This is a genomic window from Sodalis praecaptivus, from assembly GCF_000517425.1.
GTDB lineage: Bacteria > Pseudomonadota > Gammaproteobacteria > Enterobacterales > Enterobacteriaceae > Sodalis_A > Sodalis_A praecaptivus.
The window spans coordinates 2,878,182-2,897,953 of record NZ_CP006569.1 but is presented as its reverse complement, the minus strand read 5'-3'; the positions used below and the strand labels follow the sequence as shown (position 1 = coordinate 2,897,953).

Sequence of the window (19,772 nt, the reverse complement as noted above, 5' to 3'; positions counted from 1 at the left end):
GCTTCAATCATTAGGTAGCCTGATGCGTGCCGCGCTGCGCTGCAGGCTCCACCAGGAATATACCACGTTGACCATTACCACCAGCGCCGTCACAAAAAACACCGCTCGGAAACCATAGCTGGCCGAAATAAAGGCACCGAGGAGCGGCCCGCTGACGTTACCCACATCGCGAAATGATTGGTTATAGCTGAAAATGCGGCCCGCGACCTGGCTGGAGGAGTTATAAATCAACAGGGTTTGCACCGCCGGCAGCAGCGCGCCGTCGGTGGCACCCAACAAAAAGCGCAGTATGCCCAACTGCCAGGGCGATTGCACGAATGACATGGGGATCAGCAGCAGCACCGACAACGCCATCATGCTAATCAAAATGCGCTCGGGCCCGACCCGATCGCCGAGCTTACCCAAGCGCGGCGCGCTCAGTAGCGCCGCCATGCCGGGCACGGCGGCAATCATGCCGCTGATGAACGCCAGGTTCTGCGAATGACCCGCCAGTTCACGGACATACAGCGTCAGTATCGGCGCGATAGAGCCGGTAGCGACCTGGATGATGAGCGTGGTGACAAACAAACTCAGCACCAAACGCGGATTTTTCAGCGAGGCCAGCACCTGACGCCCGGAGAGCATGTCCTTTTTTTGCACGGGGGTGAAACGCTCCTGCACGAACAGCACGGTGGTAATAAAGCAGATGAACAGCACCAGCGCGGTAATGAAGAAGACCAGCCGTAAACCGTAAAGATCCGCCAGCAGCCCCCCGATCAGCGGGCCAATCAGCGCGCCGCTTACCGCGCCGGTGGACAGCGTGCCCAGCGCCCAGCCGCTCTTGTTACGCGGCACCTGGGTGGCGATAAGCGCGTTGGCGTTAGGCACGAAGCCGCCAAGCAGCCCGAGCAGCGCGCGCAAGATTAAAAACTGCCAGACGTTTTGCGCCAGGCCCATTAGCATCATGACAATGGCCATGCCCAGCGCCGAGCGCAGCAACATGACTTTGCGGCCTTTGCGATCGGCAAGACCGCCCCATATCGGCGATGCGATGGCGGAGAAAAGAAACGTGATACTGAATACCGCGCCGGACCAAAGATTTAATTTTTCGGGCGAGGAAACCCCTAACAGCTCAACATAGAGCGGCAGGAACGGCATGACCAGACTGAAGGCGGCACCGGTGAGAAAGCAGCCTATCCAGGTCACAAAAAGATTGCGTTTCCAATTGATAAGGATCGGTTCCGGCGTCATGACGTCCTGTTTACGTATTTACGGCGGTCGACAACACAACAGGGCTGGAAACGCTCCCGCCGGGGGAGATTAAGTCAGAGGCACAGTATGCGCCGAAAGGGGAGCTGGGGCAATTTCACCGCTCGTTTTTGCGCGGCCTTTCGCAATCACCGCGCCGGCGGACGCCGACGCGCAAGGCATCAGCGGTAAAGCGAAGGCTCGCCGGGCGGGCGGGTTTTGAAACGGCGGTGCAGCCACATGTATTGATCCGGCGCCCGCAAGATCGCCTGCTCTACCACCTTATTCATATAGCTGGCGGTGGCAATATCGCTATCGAGCGGCATGTCGCGTTCATCAGGCAAAACCAGCAGCTCGTAACCGCGCCCCTGCGGCAGGCGGCGCGGCATAAAGGGGATCACCGCCGGCTTGGCCATTTTGGCCAACAGATAAGTGCCGGCTGTCGTCGCGGCCTCGGGAACGGCGAACAGCGGCGCGAATACGCTGCTTTTCGGCCCATAATCGTGGTCCGGCGCGTACCAGATAATATCGCCGTTTTTCAGCGCGCGGATCATGCCTTTGATATCGGAGCGGTCCAGCATGGATTTATTGGACCGCAACCGTCCCCAGGTTTGCAGCCAGTCAAGCAGCGGGTTATCGTTGGGGCGATAAACGCCGATGCCGGGGTTATACATACCGAAAATTCGCGCGCCCAGCTCAAGGGTGAGAAAATGCATGCCGATAAGCAGCACCCCTTTGTTTTCGGTACGCGCGTTGGCGATATGTTCCAGGCCGCTGACGGTGACCCAACGTTTAATGCGCCAATCAGGCCAAAACCAGGCGATGCCGGTTTCGATAAGCCCCATGCCGACCGACTCAAAATTCTGCCGCAGCAGCGCTTCCCGCTCCGGTTCCGGCATCGCGGGAAAACACAATTGCAAATTCCGGCGCGCAATGGCCTCTCTGTGGCGCATAAAGCGCATCGCGAGCCGCCCCAGGCGGGTCCCCAAAGTATAAAGCAGCGGATAAGGTAGCAGCACCAGCAGATAAAGCGCGCCAATACCCAGCCAGGTAAGCCAAAAACGCGGATGCAGCAATGAACGATTAAAAACAGGAAGTGTGGTCATAGCGTCTCAAGTGTGAACGTTACGGGACAGCCCGTATTTCATTCGTGCCGTTAATACCTTGCAATATTCTGGCATTTTTTTTGCCGCGGTGGAATAAAGCGTCGCGCCAGGGGCATTATCGGCCTATTGGCGCGCGCTTTTTGTTCAATAAGCGGTGAATAACGCTACGTCCGGCGAAATAGCCCCTTCACTTCATGAGGCTCACAGCGCCAATATTGCTTCGGCCCCTGTACCTGCGCGCCGAGTTTGGCGGCCGCATGCCAGGGCCAGCGCGGATCGTATAACGCAGCGCGGGCCAACGCGATAGCATCTGCGTCGCCATTGGCGATAATCGCCTCCGCCTGCTCCGGTTCGGTAATCATGCCGACCGCAAAGGTCGTAAGACCGGTTTCCTGGCGGATTTTCTTGGCGAACGGCACCTGATAGCCGGGACCAACGCTGATGCGCTGTTGTGGCGACAGGCCGCCGCTGGAAACGTGAATATAATCGCAGCCGGCTGCTTTCAGCGCCTGACCGAGCGCCACGGACTGCGCCTCATCCCAGCCGCCGTCAACCCAGTCGGTGGCGGAAATGCGCACCCCTACCGCCATGGTTAACGGTAGCGCCTGACGCAAGGCCTGAAACACCTCAAGCGTTAGGCGCATGCGGTTTTCCAGACTGCCGCCGTAGCGATCTTCGCGCTGATTCGTCAATGGCGATAAAAACTGATGCAGCAGATAGCCGTGGGCGGCATGCAATTCAATGAGATTAAAACCGATACGCTGCGCGCGTCTGGCCGCGGTGACGAAATCGTCGATGAGCGCCGCTATCTCATCGAGACTCAGCGCGCGCGGCGCCGGAGAGGCGTCGTCATAGGCGAGCGCCGACGGCGCGACCGTTTCCCAGCCGCCCTTTTCGGCAGCAATCGCGCCTCCGCCGGACCAGGGCGGTTGAGTAGACGCTTTACGCCCGGCATGGGCCAGCTGGATGCCCAGCGCAATCGACGAATGTTTTTTTACCGTATCGACCACCACGGCCAGGGCTTGCTCTGTCCGATCGTCCCATAATCCCAGATCCTGCGGGGAGATGCGTCCGACCGGATTGACCGCGGTGGCCTCAAGGATTAACAGCGCGGCGCCCGACAGCGCCAAATGCCCGAGATGCACGGTATGCCACGAGGTCGCTGCCCCCTCATCGGCGGAATATTGGCACATTGGCGCAATGACAATACGGTTTTCCAGCTCCAGGTTGCCCAGAGCGATAGGGCTAAACAGTTGACTCATTGGAGGGCCTCTCAAAGATAAATGGCCGGACGGGATGATTCCCTGAACCGACACGGGTCGTCGCTAATAGTGGTGGCCGACGGGGATATCGTCAAGTCGCAGCCCTTGCGCGCATGCGCAAGGGCCGGTCAGACACGCTGCGGGGATTTTACGCCGTGGCTGGCGCTTTGGCGCGAATAAGGTAAAATGCGGCCCCGGCGGCCGGCGCGGCCGCCGCCAATCTTTTTACTAGCGACAGGAACGTACACCATGCCAGTGTTACATAACCGGGTCTCCAATCAGGAATTACGGGCGCGCATGCTGGCCGAAAGCGAGCCGCGCACCACCGTCTCTTTTTATCGCTATTTTACCCTGAGCGACCCGCAAGGCTTTCGTGATGATCTTTACCGGGCGCTCACGGCGCTACAGGTATTCGGCCGCGTGTATATCGCAGCGGAAGGGATCAACGCACAAATCAGTGTGCCGCAAAGCCGTTTCAACGCCCTGCGCGCAGTGCTGTCCGCCGCGCATCCGCAGCTGGATGGCCTGCGCTTGAACGTCGCCTTGGACGACGACGGCAAATCTTTCTGGGTGCTGCGTATGAAAGTGCGGCCGCGCATCGTAGCGGACGGTATTGAGGATCCCGCCTTTAACCCGGCGAACGTCGGGCGTTATTTGCAAGCGGAAGAGGTTAACGCCCTGGCGGATGATCCCGATGCGCTGTTTGTGGATATGCGCAACCACTATGAGTATGAGGTGGGGCATTTCGATAACGCCATTGAAATTCCGTCCGATACCTTCCGCGAACAGCTGCCGATGGCGGTGGACATGCTGCGGCACGACAAGGATAAAAAAATTGTCATGTACTGCACCGGCGGTATCCGCTGCGAAAAAGCCAGCGCCTGGATGCTGCATAACGGCTTCAAAAATGTGTATCACGTCGAAGGCGGAATTATTGAATACGCCCGCCGCGCGCGGGAAAAAGGGCTGCCGCTGAAATTTACCGGTAAGAATTTTGTGTTTGACGAACGTTTGGGCGAACGTATCACGCCGGACATTATTGCCCATTGCCACCAATGCGGCGCCCCCTGCGACAGCCATACCAATTGCCGCAATCAGGGTTGCCATTTGCTGTTTATCCAGTGCCCGGCTTGTGCCGAAAACTATGACGGCTGCTGTAGCGTGACCTGTCAGGAGGAGCTGTCGCTGCCGCTGTCCGAGCAGCGTGCGCGCCGCGCCGGGCGGGAAAACGGCATGAAGATATTCAATAAATCCCGTGAACGCCTGCAATTAACGCTGACGGGGGACGATCCGACGCAGAAATAGCGCGGGGCGTTTGCGTGCGACGGGCGAAGCAGCGGTAAACGGCGGCGACGCCCGTGGGGTGGCTAGGCGGCAAAGCGGCGCAGCAAAAACGGCGATAAATCGAAACCGCTCCTGCGCCCTTCGGCGAACGCGGCCGCAATTTCACCCAGCACGCTGGCAAATTTAAAGCCGTGGCCGCTTAGGCCGGATATTACCAGCACATTGTCGTGCTCGGGCAGCGTGTCGATGATGAAATCCTCGTCGGGAGAAAGGTCATAAGTGCATGCCTGACCGCTAAGACATACGCCCACCCCTGGCAAAAACGTGCGTAGAAAACCAAATACCTCCGTGCCGTCCTCGGGCAAGGCGCCAAACGGCTTGCGCTGCTCGGGCGCGGTAATGCGCTGGCCGCCATCGTGCTTGCCCACCTTAAGGGCGTTCTCCAGCGCCGGGAACCCATAGTAATGGCTGCCGTCGGTGGCGGCGACGGTGAAGGCCGGGAAATGATTATCTTCGCTGAATCGCCCATCCGCCTGGTGCCAGGAAAACACCTTGCGTACCGGCGTTACCGGCAGCGACGGTAGCAATTGCTTGACCCAGGTACCGGCGGCGACCAACAGCTTCCTTGCCTGATAACGGCTGCCTTCGCGCGTTGCCACTTCCGCGACGCCGCCGGTGAGCGTGATATCCGTGACGCCGCAATTGAAGAGCTGCGCGCAGCCGGCCTTTTCCGCCAGCGAAATATAACGGGCAATCGCCAGCTCCGATTTCACATAACCGGCCTGGGGTTCATAAACGCCAATATAATCGTCCGGTACCCGCATGACCGGCCAGCGCGCGTTTACCGCGGCGCCCGTCAGCAATTCGCACGGTAGTTGAAAGCGCTGCACCCCGCTTACGGCATTTTGAATAAATACCGATTGACGCGGCCCGAGGTTTATCACGCCGCTGCGGTGAAAAACCGGCGTTTCGCCGTCATCGCTGAGCGTCTGCCAAAGCGTTTGGGCCCGCTGCACCAGCGGCACATATTTCTCGCCTTCGCCGTAGGCATGGCGGATAAGACGTGTATCGCCATGGTGGCTGCCGCCCTGGTGCGGCGGAAAGGCCGCGTCGATCATTAGCACATTCAGCCCGGCTTGCGTGGCATAAAACCCCGCGGCCGCCCCCACGGAACCGCTGCCGATGACGATTAAATCGTAGACCATACCCTGATGCTCCTGACTGTGTTCCGCCGGCTGTCGCGCCGGGTGAGATAAGTGTAATAACAGTCCGGAAGCACGAATAGGGTCATCTGTCTGAAATAAAGCTTGGGTAAAATAAAATCACCCGCGGTGGGGCTGCGGGTGATATCAGGGGTGACAGAACTAATGTTTGCGGTAATCCAGGTGTTCCGTTGATTCTATTTTGGCGATACCGGCTTCGAGAATGGAAATCAACTGCTTGGCGACATCGGTCGTAAGCCATAATGTTCGGTCAACTTCCGCATCGGCGGTGGCCTGATCAGGGGAATTGACATAATGCAGGCGAATCATCATAGCATTATAGGCATCTACCGTACTAATGTCCCAGCCGACCAGCGGGTGTGTATGAATGATTTCGTTTTTTCTGTCCATATATACCCCTTTTTTGACTCGTTGTGATTTGAGTGACTATGAGGTTCTGGCATCTCCTGGTTCGCAGGTAGCTTCATTATACCCACCTTTTTCAAATTTTTTCGCAATTAGAGACTTTTTTTGTAATAGGAAACGTCGCAAAGGGTTAGTGAGCGCGCCGCCATGAGCGGCTGCGGCCCGCGCGGCGCGACGGTTAATCCTGCCGTGGCGCGAGAGGCGGCGTCACCGGCATGACGCGCCGGGCCAGCTCTTCCGCTAATTGTGCGAAGTATTTCTGCATCAATGCATCGCGGTTTTGGTTCTGAGCTTCCAGCATCAGGTTATGGATCAGCAGCTGATTCGCTTTTTCGTCCAGGCTGAAGGAAAGATAGGAAAATGCGATTTCCAGCACGCTCAGCCGACGTTGCTGTTCACTTATCAATTGCAGTAACTCACCGAAGGTCATCGCTTCTTCTGGCTTTTCCGGCGTCATGATGTTCTCCCGAAAGCGGTGGTGCCGTCTTGGATAGATACAGGCAATGAAAAGGCCAAGGGCGGCCTATTCCCTATCATAAGCCGCATTGGAAATTTTTACAGCGAAAGCGGGCGTATTTGGGCGAAAAGGAAAAGAAAAAAAAAGCCGGGTAGCGAGCCCGGCAAGCGACAGTACAACAAACTCTTATTGTGGAGAGTGCGGGTCAAACCAATCGTCGGCGCTTTCCCACGTCTCTTGCAGGATGTCGGTGATGAGCGCCTTGTCTTCTTTGCTGCCGCCCAGGACGGTAATACCGTTGGCGCTGGCATACCGTACCTGAAGCTGAGAGTCGGAAAACCGTTTATCAATGCGCAGATGTAATTCTTTGCTCAACGCCTCCAGAGCACCGGCAGGAAGCGGTGTCGATTTGGCGAGGGTGATTTCAATTCGCATTTGTGTGTTCTCACTGTATCAGTGCCTGTTTATTTATACAGTATACGGCAAGAGGGCGCAACCGTTATGGCCGTTTTGCCGCGATGCCCATGGCTTGACGTTCACCGGCGGAACACGCCGACCGTTCGGTTATTGACCGCTTTCGTCAACCACCGTCCAATTCAGCGTCTGATCGGCGAGGAAGGGCACCAGCGTCTCGCCATCGCCGTCCGCCAGAGGGATAGTCGCAGGTTGGCGATGGGTCTCACGGCGCAGCGTAATAAAATCCTCATTAAGCGGCAAACCGTAGAAGCGCGGGCCGTTAAGCGAACAAAACGCTTCCAAATGCGCCAGCGCACCGATTTCCTCGAACACCGTCGCGTAGGCCGGTAGAGCGGCGGGGGCGTTGAAAACCCCGGCACAGCCGCAATCCGACTCTTTACGCGCTCTGGCGTGCGGCGCGGTATCGGTACCGAGAAATAGGCGGTCGCAGCCGCTGGCTACCGCGGCGCGCAATGCCTGCTGGTGCACGTTACGCTTAAGGATCGGCAGGCAGTAAAGGTGGGGGCGTACCCCCCCCACGAGCATATGGTTGCGGTTAAACATCAGGTGTTGCGGGGTAATGGTGGCGGCCAAATAAGCATCACCGGCCAGCACATAGTCGGCGGCTTCTTTGGTGGTGATATGTTCAAAAACGATTTTTAGCGCCGGGAACTGGCGGCGGATCGGCGCCATGACCTGTTCAATAAAGCGCGCCTCGCGATCGAAGATATCAATATCCGCCGCCGTCACTTCGCCGTGTATCAGCAGCGGCATACCGATGGTCTGCATCGCCTCGAACAGAGGATAAATCGCGGCAATATTAGTGACCCCGTGCTGGGAGTTGGTGGTGGCATTGGCCGGATAGAGCTTGGCGGCGGTAAACACCCCCTGACGGTGCCCATCAATCAGCGTTTGCCTGTCCAGCGAATCCGTCAAGTAACAGGTCATCAACGGCGTAAAGCGGTGACCTGCCGGCAGCGCAGCCAAAATACGTTCGCGGTAGGCTATCGCCTGGGCGAGGGTGGTAATGGGCGGCGTCAGATTGGGCATGATGATCGCCCGACCAAAATAACGGCTGGTGTAGGGCAGCACCGTGCGCAACATATCATCGTCGCGCAAATGAACATGCCAGTCGTCGGGCCGGCGGATTTTCAGTACTGCGGGCTGTGCGGTCATGGGGTCTAGCTCCGGTTAAGCAGGGTAAAATCATCGCGCTTTGAACATCACGGCGGGGTACAAGAATAAGCGTAAAGCGCAGTCATTGCATCAATTTCTTGGCCCATGGCGGGACGCTGCACGGACAAAAAAAGACCCGCCGAAGCGGGTCTGGGTTGCGAGGCGTTACAGCGGATCCGGCGTGTCAGGACGGGTTGCCGGGGCGGTCGCCTGCTTATCCGCGGCGTGGCCGCCGGCGGCGCCACGACCGTCGAACCGATAATCTGGCCGTTGCCAGTCGCTGACCGGCAGCGGCGAAGGCGTATAGGCCGGCGCTGGTGCTTTGGTCATCGGCGCGCTGGCATGATGCTTGAAGCGCATTGCGGGGGTGTCTGGCGATACCGGCAACGGACGACCTTCCTGCGTCAGCGGCGGGCTGACGGGCGGCGGCATATGACGGGCGGCGTCTTCAGCCGCAGCGGATGGCGTTGGCTGCGCGGTGCCGACATTCTGACCGTCCGCGGCCGGAACGACCGGGGGCAATGCAGCGCCGGGGAACGGCTCGGAGACGGCGGCGGCGTCCGCATTGGCCGTATCGTCAGGGCGTGACGCATCGTGCGTCTCGGGCAGCGTAACGTCCTGTGCCGAATTAACCGGACGTTCGCCGTCATGGGACGCGACCGGATGCGGCGGCGCTGCCAAATCAGCGGAACGCTCCTCCTCGTGGGCGGCGACCGGCTGCGACGGCGGCGCCAAATCGGCGGGGCGCTCCTCCTCGTGGGCGGCGACCGGCTGCGACGGTGCTGCCAAATCGGCGGAATGCTCCTCCTCGTGGGCGGCGACCGACTGCGACGGTGCTGCCAAATCGGCGGGGCGCTCCTCCTCGTGGACGGCGACCGACTGCGACGGTGCTGCCAAATCGGCGGGGCGCTCCTCCTCGTGGGCGGCGACCGGCTGCGACGGCGGTACCAAATTGGCGGAACGCTCCTCTTCGTGGGCGGCGACCGGCTGCGACGGTGCTGCCAAATCGGCGGGGCGCTCCTCCTCGTGGGCGGCGACCGGCTGCGACGCCGGACCCGAATCGGCATGACGTTCTTCATCGCGTTGTTCAAGCGACAGCGGTGCGGTTGCGGCGTTGGGGGTGGCCGGTGCGACAATAGGCTGTGCTGGCGCTTGCGAGACATCGTCGCCATCATCAGCCGTTGGCGTCACGGCGCTGCCGGCAGCCGGTTCGGCCCGCTCGATCTCCCGCTGCGCCACCGGCTGCTCGCCTGGGGCGATCACCGGCGGCACGTCATCAGCGGCAGCTTCCTGCGCAGGCGACGGTATCAGCGGTACCAGCGTTGACGGCGGCAGCTGTTGGCTGTTTAGCGCCTCGCTGACCGTCGCGGCTGCGGCTTCGCCCGCCGGCGTAACGGCAAACGCCGCCTGTTCCTGACCCGCGGTAACATCGGTACCTGCAGCCACATCGGCGCCGGCGTCATGTTCCGGTTGCTCAATGGGGGTAACGGGATAGCTCACCCAGACTTTACCCGAGGCCATTTCCGGCGACACTACCGCGCTGGTAAGCGGTACCGGCGATGAGAGCGGATAACGTTCGTCACGGTAGCGGCGACGGCGTTGACCGCTGACGCGCAGATGACGGGGTGAACGGCGTGAACGGCGCGGCAAGCCCGCCTCGTTGCCGTTACGTCCGCCGTCGGCATTGCCGGCCTCGAGCGCGACATCATTTTCACTTTGCAAACCGTCGATATCGTCATCTTGGCTTTCCACCGCCGCATTGAAAGCGGCCGTAGCGCTTTCCGCCGAGTCTGATGTCGGCGCGGCGGCGGGGGGAGCGGCCCGATCGCCGACGCGGATTTTGCGGTTCAGCGCGCGACGCTGGCGGCGCGGCTGGGCCTGAATCGGTTTATCTTCCTCGCTGGCGGTGTCGTCTGGCGCTATTTCGGCCGGCAGCGCTTTCAATTCCTGCTCGGCGACTTGCGCTTTCGGCTCCTGCTGACGGCGCCGTTGGCGATCCTGGCGGGGTTCACGGCGCGATTGTTGCACCTGCTCTTCCTGCTGAGTCTCGCCAATCATCTCGCCCGCGGTCTCCGTCTCGGTGACGGCCTGGGGACGTTTGCGGCGCGTATCGTCGCGACCTTCGCGGCGTTCGCGCGGCTGACGGCTTTCCTGACCGGTGCGGGTCGACTCGTTGTTGCGCTCGCGTCGGCCACTCGGTTGACGGCGTTGACCGCGGCGATCCTGACGCTCCTGACGGCGCGGCGTTTCCGTTTCGGGCGGCGTCTCAACGACAACCGCTTCGGCGGCGTTGGTTTCCGTCTGCTGCGTCGGGGTGCCGATGAGGGATTTGAAGCCGGCCACCAGGCGGCCAAACAGGCCGCGGGAAGCGCCCGCGGTTTCTACCGCGGCGGCAGGCGCTGCCTGCACCACGGTTTCAGCGGCGGCGGGTTTCTCGCTGGCCAGCGGCGGATCGGGCATAACAAAGGCCGCCAGCGCCGGCTGCTCGGGGCGCTTGCGCTCTGCGGCGGGCTCCTCCGACGGCTGGATCATTTCCGCTTCGTGCAATTGAGGCAGCAGATAGCTCAGCGTCGGGGCCTCTTCGCCTTTGCGCACGCGCAACACCGCATAATGCGGGGTCTGCATTTGATCGTTCGGAACGATAATCGCCCGTACGCCGCCTTGACGTTTCTCGATGGCGTTGACGGCTTCGCGCTTCTCGTTTAACAAATAGGAGGCGATAGGCACCGGCACGATGGCATGAACTTCGTGGGTATTCTCTTTCAGCGCTTCTTCTTCGATAAGCCGCAGTATGGAAAGGGAAAGGGATTCGTTATCACGGATAGTGCCGGTGCCGCCGCAGCGGGGGCAGACGTGATGGCTCGATTCACCCAGCGACGGACTCAGGCGCTGACGGGAGAGCTCCAGCAGACCGAAGCGGGAGATGCGGCCTATCTGAATGCGGGCACGATCCTGGCGCACCGACTCGCGCAGGCAATTTTCCACTTCTCGCTGATGGCGCACCGGCGTCATATCGATGAAGTCGATAACGATCAGACCGCCCAGGTCGCGCAGACGCAGCTGACGGGCGATTTCATCGGCCGCTTCAAGGTTGGTATTGAAAGCGGTTTCTTCAATATCGCCGCCGCGGGTTGAACGCGCGGAGTTGATATCAATAGCGGTAAGCGCCTCGGTGGTGTCGATGACAATGGAACCGCCGGAGGGCAATCGCACTTCACGCTGAAATGCGGATTCAATCTGTGATTCGATCTGGTAGTGGCTGAACAGAGGGATTTCACCGCTGTAGAGTTTAATCTTACTGGTGAAATCCGGGCGGCCAAGCGACGCGATATGCTCCTTCGCCAGGTCCAGCACTTTGGGATTATCGATCAGAATTTCGCCGATATCGGGCCGTAAATAATCGCGGAAAGCGCGGACGATAACATTACTTTCCTGGTGAATCAAAAACGGCGCCGGGCGCCCTTCGGCGGCCTTCTTTATCGCTTGCCAGTGTTTGAGGCGAAAGGCAAGATCCCATTGCAGCGCATCGGCCGATTTGCCGACGCCGGCGGTGCGGACGATAAGCCCCATACCGTCAGGGAGTTCAAGGGAGGACAGCGCTTCTTTCAGCTCGGTGCGGTCGTCGCCTTCGATACGGCGCGAAATCCCGCCCGCGCGCGGATTGTTCGGCATCAGCACCAGATAGCTGCCGGCCAGGCTGATAAAGGTGGTCAGCGCCGCGCCTTTATTACCCCGTTCCTCTTTGTCCACCTGCACGATGACTTCCTGACCTTCACGCAGCACATCCTTGATATTGGGTCTGCCATGGGAAGAATATTGAGGAGGAAAGTACTCGCGGGAAATTTCTTTAAGGGGAAGGAAACCGTGGCGCTCGGCGCCATAATCCACAAACGCCGCTTCCAGGCTGGGTTCAATACGGGTGATTTTACCCTTGTAGATATTGGCTTTTTTTTGCTCATGCCCGGGGCTCTCAATATCCAGGTCATACAGCCGCTGGCCATCTACCAGAGCAACGCGCAACTCCTCCTGTTGAGTTGCGTTAATTAACATTCTTTTCATCGTAACTTACTCATTTTTTATGCATTGGCATCAGAGCTGCGGGCAAAAAACCGCATGGCCGGGTAATCACCGACGACCCCGTGACTTGGCGCAAAGCCGTCAACCTCACGGTTGTCGCTTGCTAAGGGGCGCATTATTTCGGTAGCCTGTTTCCCATAACGGAAAACAGCACTTTTACAGGGGAATAACGTCTGATGGTTATTGCCAGAACGGATTCCTTTTGCCGACCAAGCTGCAATCCGCAGCCCGCTAACTGCCCGAATTAGCCATTACGTCTTACGCCATTGCCGCGTTTAGGCTAAACCAGACAAATTCAAAATTCCTCGATTACTCGTCCTAGACGCGAAAGCGTGGAAAGTAAATGCATTATTCCACTGCTGACACGCATATAGCAAGACGACTTTAGCCATCGATGACAAGTTTCAGACCCATCCTGATGGCTTCTCACAGAATAGCGTAAAGAGGCCACCGGACCAGAAAAAACCTTTTACCGATGAAACCACAGTTAAGCACATAAAAAGAAGTGGCGCTATGGTGTCGGTATATTTAGAATCCCGGCCCATGAATGAGAATAATCCCGGCGTACATTTTATCACCATCACCGCAGACGAAGCCGGTCAGCGGATAGACAATTTTTTGCGTACGCACCTCAAAGGGGTGCCGAAAAGCATGATTTACCGCATCGTGCGTAAAGGTGAAGTACGCGTCAATAAAAAAAGGGTAAAACCGGAATACAAACTGCAAAATGATGATGAAGTGCGTATTCCACCGGTACGACGGTCGGATGACGAGCAGGCGCCTGTTTCCACCGGGCTCGATAAAGTCGCCGCGTTAAATGACGCCGTGCTTTATGAAGACGATTATCTGCTGATTCTGAATAAACCGGCCGGCACGGCCGTGCATGGCGGCAGCGGTCTGAGTTTTGGCGTTATTGAAGGCCTGCGCGCCCTGCGCCCCGATGCGCGCTTTCTGGAATTGGTTCACCGCCTGGATCGGGACACCTCCGGCGTGCTGTTGGTGGCCAAGAAACGTTCGGCGCTGCGCGCGCTGCATGAGCAATTGCGCGCCAAGGGGATGCAAAAGGACTATCTGGCGCTGGTGCGCGGTCAGTGGCAGTCCCACGTTAAAACGGTCGCGGCGCCGTTGCTGAAGAATATCCTCGCCAGCGGCGAGCGCATCGTGCGGGTAAACAGCGAGGGAAAACCGTCGGAAACCCGTTTCAAGGTGGAAGAGCGGTTTACGCTGGCCACGCTGGTCAGGGCGAGTCCGATCACCGGGCGCACCCATCAGATTCGGGTTCATGCCCAACATGCCGGCCATCCCATCGCGTTTGACAATCGCTACGGCGACGGTGCGTTCGATCAGCAACTAACCGGGTGCGGTCTGAATCGCCTGTTTTTGCATGCCGCCGCGCTGCGCTTTGATCATCCCGGCAGCGGCGAAATGCTGCGGATAGAAGCGCCGCTGGATGCGCCGCTGCGCCAGTGCCTGCTGTATCTGCGCGCCCATCATAAATAGCCGTTTCGGGCGCGCGCCCGCTGTTAACGGTTACGCCCGCAGCGGATTCACCCCCTCCCGGCGCAACATGTCGGCGAGTGCCAGCAGCGGCAGCCCGATCAAGGTATTGGGATCGCGGCCTTCCAGCGCCTCGAACAGCGCGATCCCCAAGCCTTCGCACTGAAAACTGCCCGCACACTGCAAAGGTTGTTCCAAACGCACATAGCCGGCGATTTCCGCGTCCTCCAGCGTCCGGAAATGGACGACAAAGGGCTCCATACACGTCTGTAGCCGTCCGCTGGCGCTGTTAAGCAGTGCCAGACCGGTGTAGAACGTTACCGCTTTACCGGAAGCGCGGGTGAGCTGCGCAATGGCATTCGCTTCCGTTAACGGCTTACCCGTGATTTGACCCGCTAACACGCAGCACTGATCGGAACCGATTATCAGGTGGTGGGGATATCTGTCGGCCAGCGCCTGCGCTTTCGCGCTGGCCAAACGCTGCACCATTTGCGCCGCCGTTTCGCCGGCGAGCGGGGTTTCATCGATATCTGGCGCCAGGTAATCAAACGGTATTTTCAGCTTCTCCAGCAGCGCGCGGCGGTAAGGGGAAGAGGCGGTAAGGGGAAGAGGAGGCCAACACAATTTTATTCATGACACTGTTACCCGCAGTATGGCGAAAATGACCGCCGCATTTTAAACTGTCCGGCGTCAATAATGCGAATATGGGGGAAAAGCGGTGCAAAACACCCTTTTTCTTTGACTCCCGCCCGTTACAAAGTTAATATGCGCGCCCTATGCAAAAGGTAAAATTACCCTTGACCATTGATGCGGTACGCACCGCTCAGAAACGCCTGGACTACGCTGGAGTCTATGCGCCTGAGCGGGTAACGCGTGTTGCCGAATCCGTGGTGAGTGTGGAGAGTGATGTCGAGGCCGCGTTGTCGTTCGCAATCGATAACCAGCGCCTGGCGGTGATTAGCGGCCACGCGGACGTAGAGGTAACTCTGCGCTGCCAGCGTTGCAACCAGCCGTTTGCGCATCAGGTTCACACGACATTCAGTTTCAGTCCGGTCGTCAGCGACGAGCAGGCTGAGGCGTTGCCGGAAGCGTATGAGGCGGTCTACGTCGATGAATTTGGCGAGGTGGATTTGTTGGCAATGATTGAAGATGAAATTATTCTTTCTTTGCCTATCGCGCCGGTGCATGATCCTGAACACTGTGAAGTGTCCGCAACGGAACAGGTATTTGGTAAACTACCCGCCGAGGCGGAAAAACCTAATCCATTTTCCGTATTAGCCAGTTTAAAGCATAAGTAATCGAGGAGTAAGGTCCATGGCCGTACAACAAAATAAACCCACCCGTTCCAAACGTGGTATGCGCCGTTCTCACGACGCGCTGACCACCTCCACTGTATCAGTGGACAAAGCTTCCGGTGAAACCCACCTGCGTCACCACATCACCGCCGACGGTTTCTACCGCGGTCGTAAAGTTATCGCCAAGTAATTCCCAAGGCGATACATTGAGACGTCTAACCCTTGCGTTAGATGCAATGGGCGGTGACTTTGGTCCCGCCGTGACGGTGCCTGCAGCATTGCAGGCACTGGTCTCATATCCGCAACTTGAACTGCTGCTCGTCGGCAATCCCGCAGCGATTAATCCTTTACTGGTAAAAACCGATTCCGTTCTGCGCGAGCGATTGACGGTCATACCCGCTGAATCGGTTATTACCAGTGACGCCAAACCGTCGCAGGCCATACGGGCCAGCCGCGGGACATCCATGCGCGTTGCGCTGGAGCTTATCAAGGACGGCCGCGCCCAGGCCTGCGTCAGCGCCGGCAATACCGGCGCGCTGATGGGGCTGGCGAAGCTGGTGCTAAAACCCCTCGACGGTATTGAGCGGCCGGCGCTGATGGTGGTTTTGCCCCATCAAAAGCAGGGCAAAACGGTGGTGCTGGATTTGGGCGCCAACGTCGCCTGCGATGGTTCGATGCTGGCGCAATTCGCCGTCATGGGCGCGGTGATGGCGGAGCACATCGTGGGGGTGAATAACCCGCGCGTAGCGCTTTTGAATATCGGCGAGGAAGAAACCAAGGGCCTCGACCCTATTCAGCACGCGGCGGCACTGTTACGAGATGTTCCGTCAATCAATTATATCGGCTATCTTGAAGCCAATGAATTATTGACGGGAAAAACCGATGTCCTGGTCTGTGACGGTTTTGTTGGTAACGTCACATTAAAGACTATGGAAGGGGTGATAAGAGTTTTTCTGTCATTGCTGAAATCCTCTGGGGAAAGCGGCAGGCAGGGTTGGCTGATGCAATGGGTCAAGCGCTGGATGAAACGTCGCCTGATTCGTCAATTCGGGCAACTGAATCCCGACCAATATAATGGCGCTTGCCTGATAGGTTTGCGAGGCACCGTAATTAAAAGCCACGGTGCGGCAAATCAGCGCGCGTTTACCGCCGCTATCGAACAGGCAATGCAAGCGGTGGAGCGGCAGATCCCGGAGCGGATTGCCGCACGCCTGGATGCGGTACTACCCAAGAGTGATTAAGCGTACATGTTTACTAAGATTCTCGGTACCGGGAGCTATCTTCCGGCGCAAATTCGGTCCAACGCCGACCTGGAAAAAATGGTGGACACTTCGGATGAGTGGATTGTCACCCGAACCGGCATCCGTGAACGCCGCATCGCCAGTGCCGATGAAACCGTCTCCAGTATGGGGCGTCATGCCGCTGAACAAGCGCTGAATATGGCCGGCATCGAGGCGGAAAAAGTCGGCATGGTGATTGTTGCCACCACCTCGTCCAGCCACGCGTTTCCCAGTTCAGCCTGTCAGATTCAGCGCGACCTGGGGATCAACGACTGCATCGCTTTCGATATGGCGGCGGCCTGCGCCGGTTTTGCCTATGCGCTCGGGGTAGCGGACACCTATATCAAAAACGGCGCGGTCGAGTATGCGCTGGTGGTAGGGTCCGATACGTTAAGCCATACCCTGGACCCCGAGGATCGCGGTACGTTGATTCTGTTCGGTGACGGGGCGGGCGCGGTGGTACTCGGACGCTCGGCGACACCGGGCATCATTTCCACGCATCTGCACGCCGATGGCCGCTATGGCGATCTGCTGACGCTTCCGTATCATAATCGCCTGGATCCCGCCGCTTCCGCTTACCTGACGATGTCGGGTAACGAAGTGTTCAAGGTGGCGGTCACCGAACTGGCGCATATCGTTGACGAAACGCTCAGCGCCAACGCGCTCGATCGCAGCGAGCTGGACTGGCTGGTGCCGCATCAGGCCAACCTGCGCATCATTACCGCCACCGCCAAACGCCTGGGAATGGGCATGGAAAAAGTGGTGGTCACACTGGATAGGCACGGCAATACCTCCGCCGCTTCGGTGCCGCTGGCGCTCGATGAAGCGGTGCGCGACGGTCGCATTCAGCCGGGACAGCTGGTGCTGCTTGAAGCCTTTGGTGGCGGTTTCACCTGGGGCTCGGCGCTGTTACGGTTTTAATCTACAGGAAGCATAATAATGACTGTTTTTGCCATGGTATTTCCAGGACAGGGCTCCCAGACGGTGGGGATGCTGGCGGAGCTGGCGGCGGAGCACGCGGTGGTCGAGGCGACGTTCGCCGAAGCGTCCGCCGCTCTGGGCTATGATTTGTGGCAGCGGGTGCAGCAAGGCCCGGCTGAAGAGCTGAACAAAACCTGGCAGACCCAGCCGGCATTATTGGCGTCATCTGTTGCCCTGTGGCGCGTCTGGCAGCAGCAGGCCGGACGGGCGCCGGCGCTGCTGGCTGGTCACAGTCTAGGCGAGTATTCGGCGCTGGTTTGCGCCGGCAGTCTGGATTTCACCGCGGCAATTGCGCTGGTGGCGCTGCGCGGCAAACTAATGCAGGAAGCGGTACCGGCCGGTAGCGGCGCAATGTCCGCTATCATCGGGCTGGACAACGATGCTATTGCCGCCGCCTGTGAGCGGGCGGCTCAGGGGCAAGTGGTTTCGCCGGTGAATTTCAATTCGCCGGGTCAGGTGGTTATCGCCGGGCATAAGGAAGCGGTGGAACGGGCCGGCGTATTCTGTAAGGAAGCCGGGGCTAAGCGCGCGTTGCCGTTGCCGGTCAGCGTGCCGTCCCATTGTGCCCTGATGAAGCCCGCCGCGGAGAAACTGGCGCAGGCGTTGGAAGCGGTAACATTTGTCGCGCCGCAGATCCCGGTGATCAATAACGTTGATGTACGCGCGGAGCAGGATCCGGCGGCCATCCGTCAAGCATTGGTGCGCCAGCTTTATAGCCCGGTGCGCTGGACTGAAACCGTGGAGTACCTTGCGGCCCAGGGCGTAGAGGTGTTGTTGGAAGTCGGCCCGGGTAAGGTGCTTACCGGACTCACCAAACGTATTGTCGGCACCCTGTCGGGCGCGGCGGTGAACGATCCCGCCTCGCTGGCCGCAGCGATTGAACTTTAACATTGGGGTTACAGATGAGCTTTGAAGGTAAAATTGCGCTGGTGACCGGCGCTAGCCGGGGTATTGGCCGCGCGATAGCGGAAACGCTCGCGGCGCGTGGCGCGACTGTGATTGGTACCGCTACCAGTGAATCAGGCGCGGCTGCTATCAGCGCCTATCTGGGCGACAGCGGTAAAGGAATGGAATTGGATGTTTCCAGTAACGATTCCATCGAGGCTTTTTTAGAGAAAATGCGCGCAGAATTTGGCGACGCGGATATTTTAGTGAATAATGCGGGCATTACGCGTGATAATCTGCTGATGCGCATGAAAGAAGACGAATGGCAGTCTATTCTTGATACTAATCTGACGTCCGTATTCCGCATGTCGAAAGCGGTAATGCGGGCCATGATGAAAAAGCGCTACGGCAGAATTATTACAATCGGTTCTGTTGTTGGCGCCATGGGCAATGCGGGACAGGCCAATTATGCCGCCGCCAAGGCGGGGTTAATTGGCTTTAGTAAATCGCTGGCGCGTGAAGTCGCCTCGCGCGGCATTACGGTCAACGTGGTGGCGCCGGGATTTATCGCGACAGATATGACCGAAGCGTTGACAGATGAGCACCGTGCGGGCATTTTGTCCCAGATTCCGGCAAATCGTCTCGGCTATCCGAAAGAAATCGCCAGTGCTGTCGCTTTTTTCGCCTCTGAGGAGGCGGCATACATTACCGGCGAAACGATACATGTCAATGGCGGCATGTATATGCTGTAAAAAGCACGAAAATCATTTGCGTTATTTGTGGTAAAAACCGCAAAATAGCATAAAATCGTGGTTCGACCAGCCGGGATTGAGTTGCATCTTTTTCAACATTTTATACACTACGAAAACCATCGCGTAAGCGAGTTTTGATAGGAAATTTAAGAGTATGAGCACTATCGAAGAAAGCGTTAAGGCAATCATCGCTGAGCAACTGGGCGTTAAGAAAGAAGAAGTCGTAAATAATGCTTCTTTCGTTGACGACCTCGGCGCTGACTCTCTTGACACCGTTGAGCTGGTAATGGCGCTGGAAGAAGAGTTCGATACCGAAATTCCGGACGAAGAAGCTGAGAAAATCACTACTGTTCAGGCAGCAATTGATTTTATTCAGGCAAGCCAGCAGTAAGCGAACATCCCTAGGCGG

General features: G+C 58.4%; 19 protein-coding genes. 9 read left to right on the top strand and 10 right to left on the bottom strand.

Translation table 11 applies throughout. The features are described from left to right. Window positions 1–3 precede the first annotated feature (3 nt). From mdtG to SANT_RS12745, 3 genes are all read right to left on the bottom strand, one after another. Complete coding sequence (gene mdtG / locus SANT_RS12755; RefSeq protein ID WP_025422684.1) at window positions 4–1,230, bottom strand: multidrug efflux MFS transporter MdtG; 1,227 nt, start codon at window positions 1,228–1,230, stop codon at window positions 4–6. Between the two features lie 179 nt (window positions 1,231–1,409). After that, a complete protein-coding gene (locus tag SANT_RS12750; protein WP_025422683.1) occupies window positions 1,410–2,333 on the bottom strand; it encodes a Kdo(2)-lipid IV(A) acyltransferase in 924 nt (307 codons plus the stop codon). A 164-nt stretch (window positions 2,334–2,497) separates the two neighbouring features. After that, window positions 2,498–3,595, bottom strand: a complete 1,098-nt coding sequence (locus tag SANT_RS12745; protein ID WP_025422682.1) for an NADH:flavin oxidoreductase/NADH oxidase — start codon at window positions 3,593–3,595, stop codon at window positions 2,498–2,500. A gap of 249 nt (window positions 3,596–3,844) precedes the next feature. On the opposite strand from SANT_RS12745, the gene SANT_RS12740 reads away from it, so the two are divergent. Continuing rightward, window positions 3,845–4,900, top strand: coding sequence for a rhodanese-related sulfurtransferase (locus SANT_RS12740; RefSeq protein ID WP_025422681.1), 1,056 nt, complete (start codon window positions 3,845–3,847; stop codon window positions 4,898–4,900). A gap of 62 nt (window positions 4,901–4,962) precedes the next feature. Here SANT_RS12740 and solA read toward each other — a convergent pair whose 3' ends face one another. The 6 genes from solA to rne form a co-directional block, all read right to left on the bottom strand. After that, window positions 4,963–6,084 carry an N-methyl-L-tryptophan oxidase gene (gene solA, locus SANT_RS12735; RefSeq protein ID WP_025422680.1) on the bottom strand — a complete coding sequence of 374 codons (1,122 nt, stop codon included), beginning with the start codon at window positions 6,082–6,084 and terminating at the stop codon, window positions 4,963–4,965. 159 nt (window positions 6,085–6,243) lie between these two features. Continuing rightward, entirely contained in the window at window positions 6,244–6,492 is a 249-nt protein-coding gene (bssS, locus tag SANT_RS12730; protein WP_025422679.1) for a biofilm formation regulator BssS, read from the bottom strand. A gap of 193 nt (window positions 6,493–6,685) precedes the next feature. Beyond that, complete coding sequence (locus SANT_RS12725) at window positions 6,686–6,964, bottom strand: hypothetical protein (protein ID WP_025422678.1); 279 nt, start codon at window positions 6,962–6,964, stop codon at window positions 6,686–6,688. A gap of 186 nt (window positions 6,965–7,150) precedes the next feature. Then, the gene (dinI, locus tag SANT_RS12720) at window positions 7,151–7,399 is read right to left on the bottom strand and encodes a DNA damage-inducible protein I (RefSeq protein WP_025422677.1); all 249 of its coding nucleotides are present in this window, start codon (window positions 7,397–7,399) and stop codon (window positions 7,151–7,153) included. Between the two features lie 129 nt (window positions 7,400–7,528). Further along, window positions 7,529–8,596 carry a dihydroorotase gene (gene pyrC, locus SANT_RS12715; protein ID WP_025422676.1) on the bottom strand — a complete coding sequence of 356 codons (1,068 nt, stop codon included), beginning with the start codon at window positions 8,594–8,596 and terminating at the stop codon, window positions 7,529–7,531. A 165-nt stretch (window positions 8,597–8,761) separates the two neighbouring features. Further along, complete coding sequence (gene rne, locus SANT_RS12710) at window positions 8,762–12,655, bottom strand: ribonuclease E (RefSeq protein ID WP_025422675.1); 3,894 nt, start codon at window positions 12,653–12,655, stop codon at window positions 8,762–8,764. 561 nt (window positions 12,656–13,216) lie between these two features. Between rne and rluC the strand changes: the two genes are divergently transcribed. After that, on the top strand, window positions 13,217–14,173 hold the full coding sequence (gene rluC / locus SANT_RS12705) for a 23S rRNA pseudouridine(955/2504/2580) synthase RluC (protein WP_025422674.1): 957 nt from the start codon (window positions 13,217–13,219) through the stop codon (window positions 14,171–14,173). 30 nt (window positions 14,174–14,203) lie between these two features. On the opposite strand, the gene SANT_RS12700 is transcribed toward rluC, so the two are convergent. Beyond that, entirely contained in the window at window positions 14,204–14,794 is a 591-nt protein-coding gene (locus SANT_RS12700; protein ID WP_025422673.1) for a Maf family protein, read from the bottom strand. Window positions 14,795–14,946: 152 nt separating this feature from the next. On the opposite strand from SANT_RS12700, the gene yceD reads away from it, so the two are divergent. The 7 genes from yceD (at window position 14,947) to acpP (ending at window position 19,754) form a co-directional block, all read left to right on the top strand. Continuing rightward, window positions 14,947–15,468: a 23S rRNA accumulation protein YceD gene (gene yceD, locus SANT_RS12695; protein ID WP_025422672.1), complete on the top strand. Its 522-nt coding sequence runs from the start codon at window positions 14,947–14,949 to the stop codon at window positions 15,466–15,468. A gap of 16 nt (window positions 15,469–15,484) precedes the next feature. Further along, window positions 15,485–15,655 (top strand): 50S ribosomal protein L32, encoded by a 171-nt coding sequence (gene rpmF, locus SANT_RS12690; protein ID WP_011410916.1) that lies wholly within the window; start codon window positions 15,485–15,487, stop codon window positions 15,653–15,655. 16 nt (window positions 15,656–15,671) lie between these two features. Continuing rightward, entirely contained in the window at window positions 15,672–16,706 is a 1,035-nt protein-coding gene (gene plsX / locus SANT_RS12685) for a phosphate acyltransferase PlsX (protein WP_025422671.1), read from the top strand. A 6-nt stretch (window positions 16,707–16,712) separates the two neighbouring features. Further along, window positions 16,713–17,666 carry a beta-ketoacyl-ACP synthase III gene (locus SANT_RS12680; protein WP_025422670.1) on the top strand — a complete coding sequence of 318 codons (954 nt, stop codon included), beginning with the start codon at window positions 16,713–16,715 and terminating at the stop codon, window positions 17,664–17,666. An 18-nt stretch (window positions 17,667–17,684) separates the two neighbouring features. Continuing rightward, window positions 17,685–18,614, top strand: a complete 930-nt coding sequence (fabD, locus tag SANT_RS12675) for an ACP S-malonyltransferase (protein ID WP_025422669.1) — start codon at window positions 17,685–17,687, stop codon at window positions 18,612–18,614. Between the two features lie 14 nt (window positions 18,615–18,628). Continuing rightward, window positions 18,629–19,363: a 3-oxoacyl-ACP reductase FabG gene (gene fabG, locus SANT_RS12670; RefSeq protein ID WP_025422668.1), complete on the top strand. Its 735-nt coding sequence runs from the start codon at window positions 18,629–18,631 to the stop codon at window positions 19,361–19,363. Window positions 19,364–19,517: 154 nt separating this feature from the next. Next, window positions 19,518–19,754 (top strand): acyl carrier protein, encoded by a 237-nt coding sequence (gene acpP, locus SANT_RS12665; protein ID WP_011410921.1) that lies wholly within the window; start codon window positions 19,518–19,520, stop codon window positions 19,752–19,754. The last annotated feature ends 18 nt before the right edge of the window (window positions 19,755–19,772 follow it).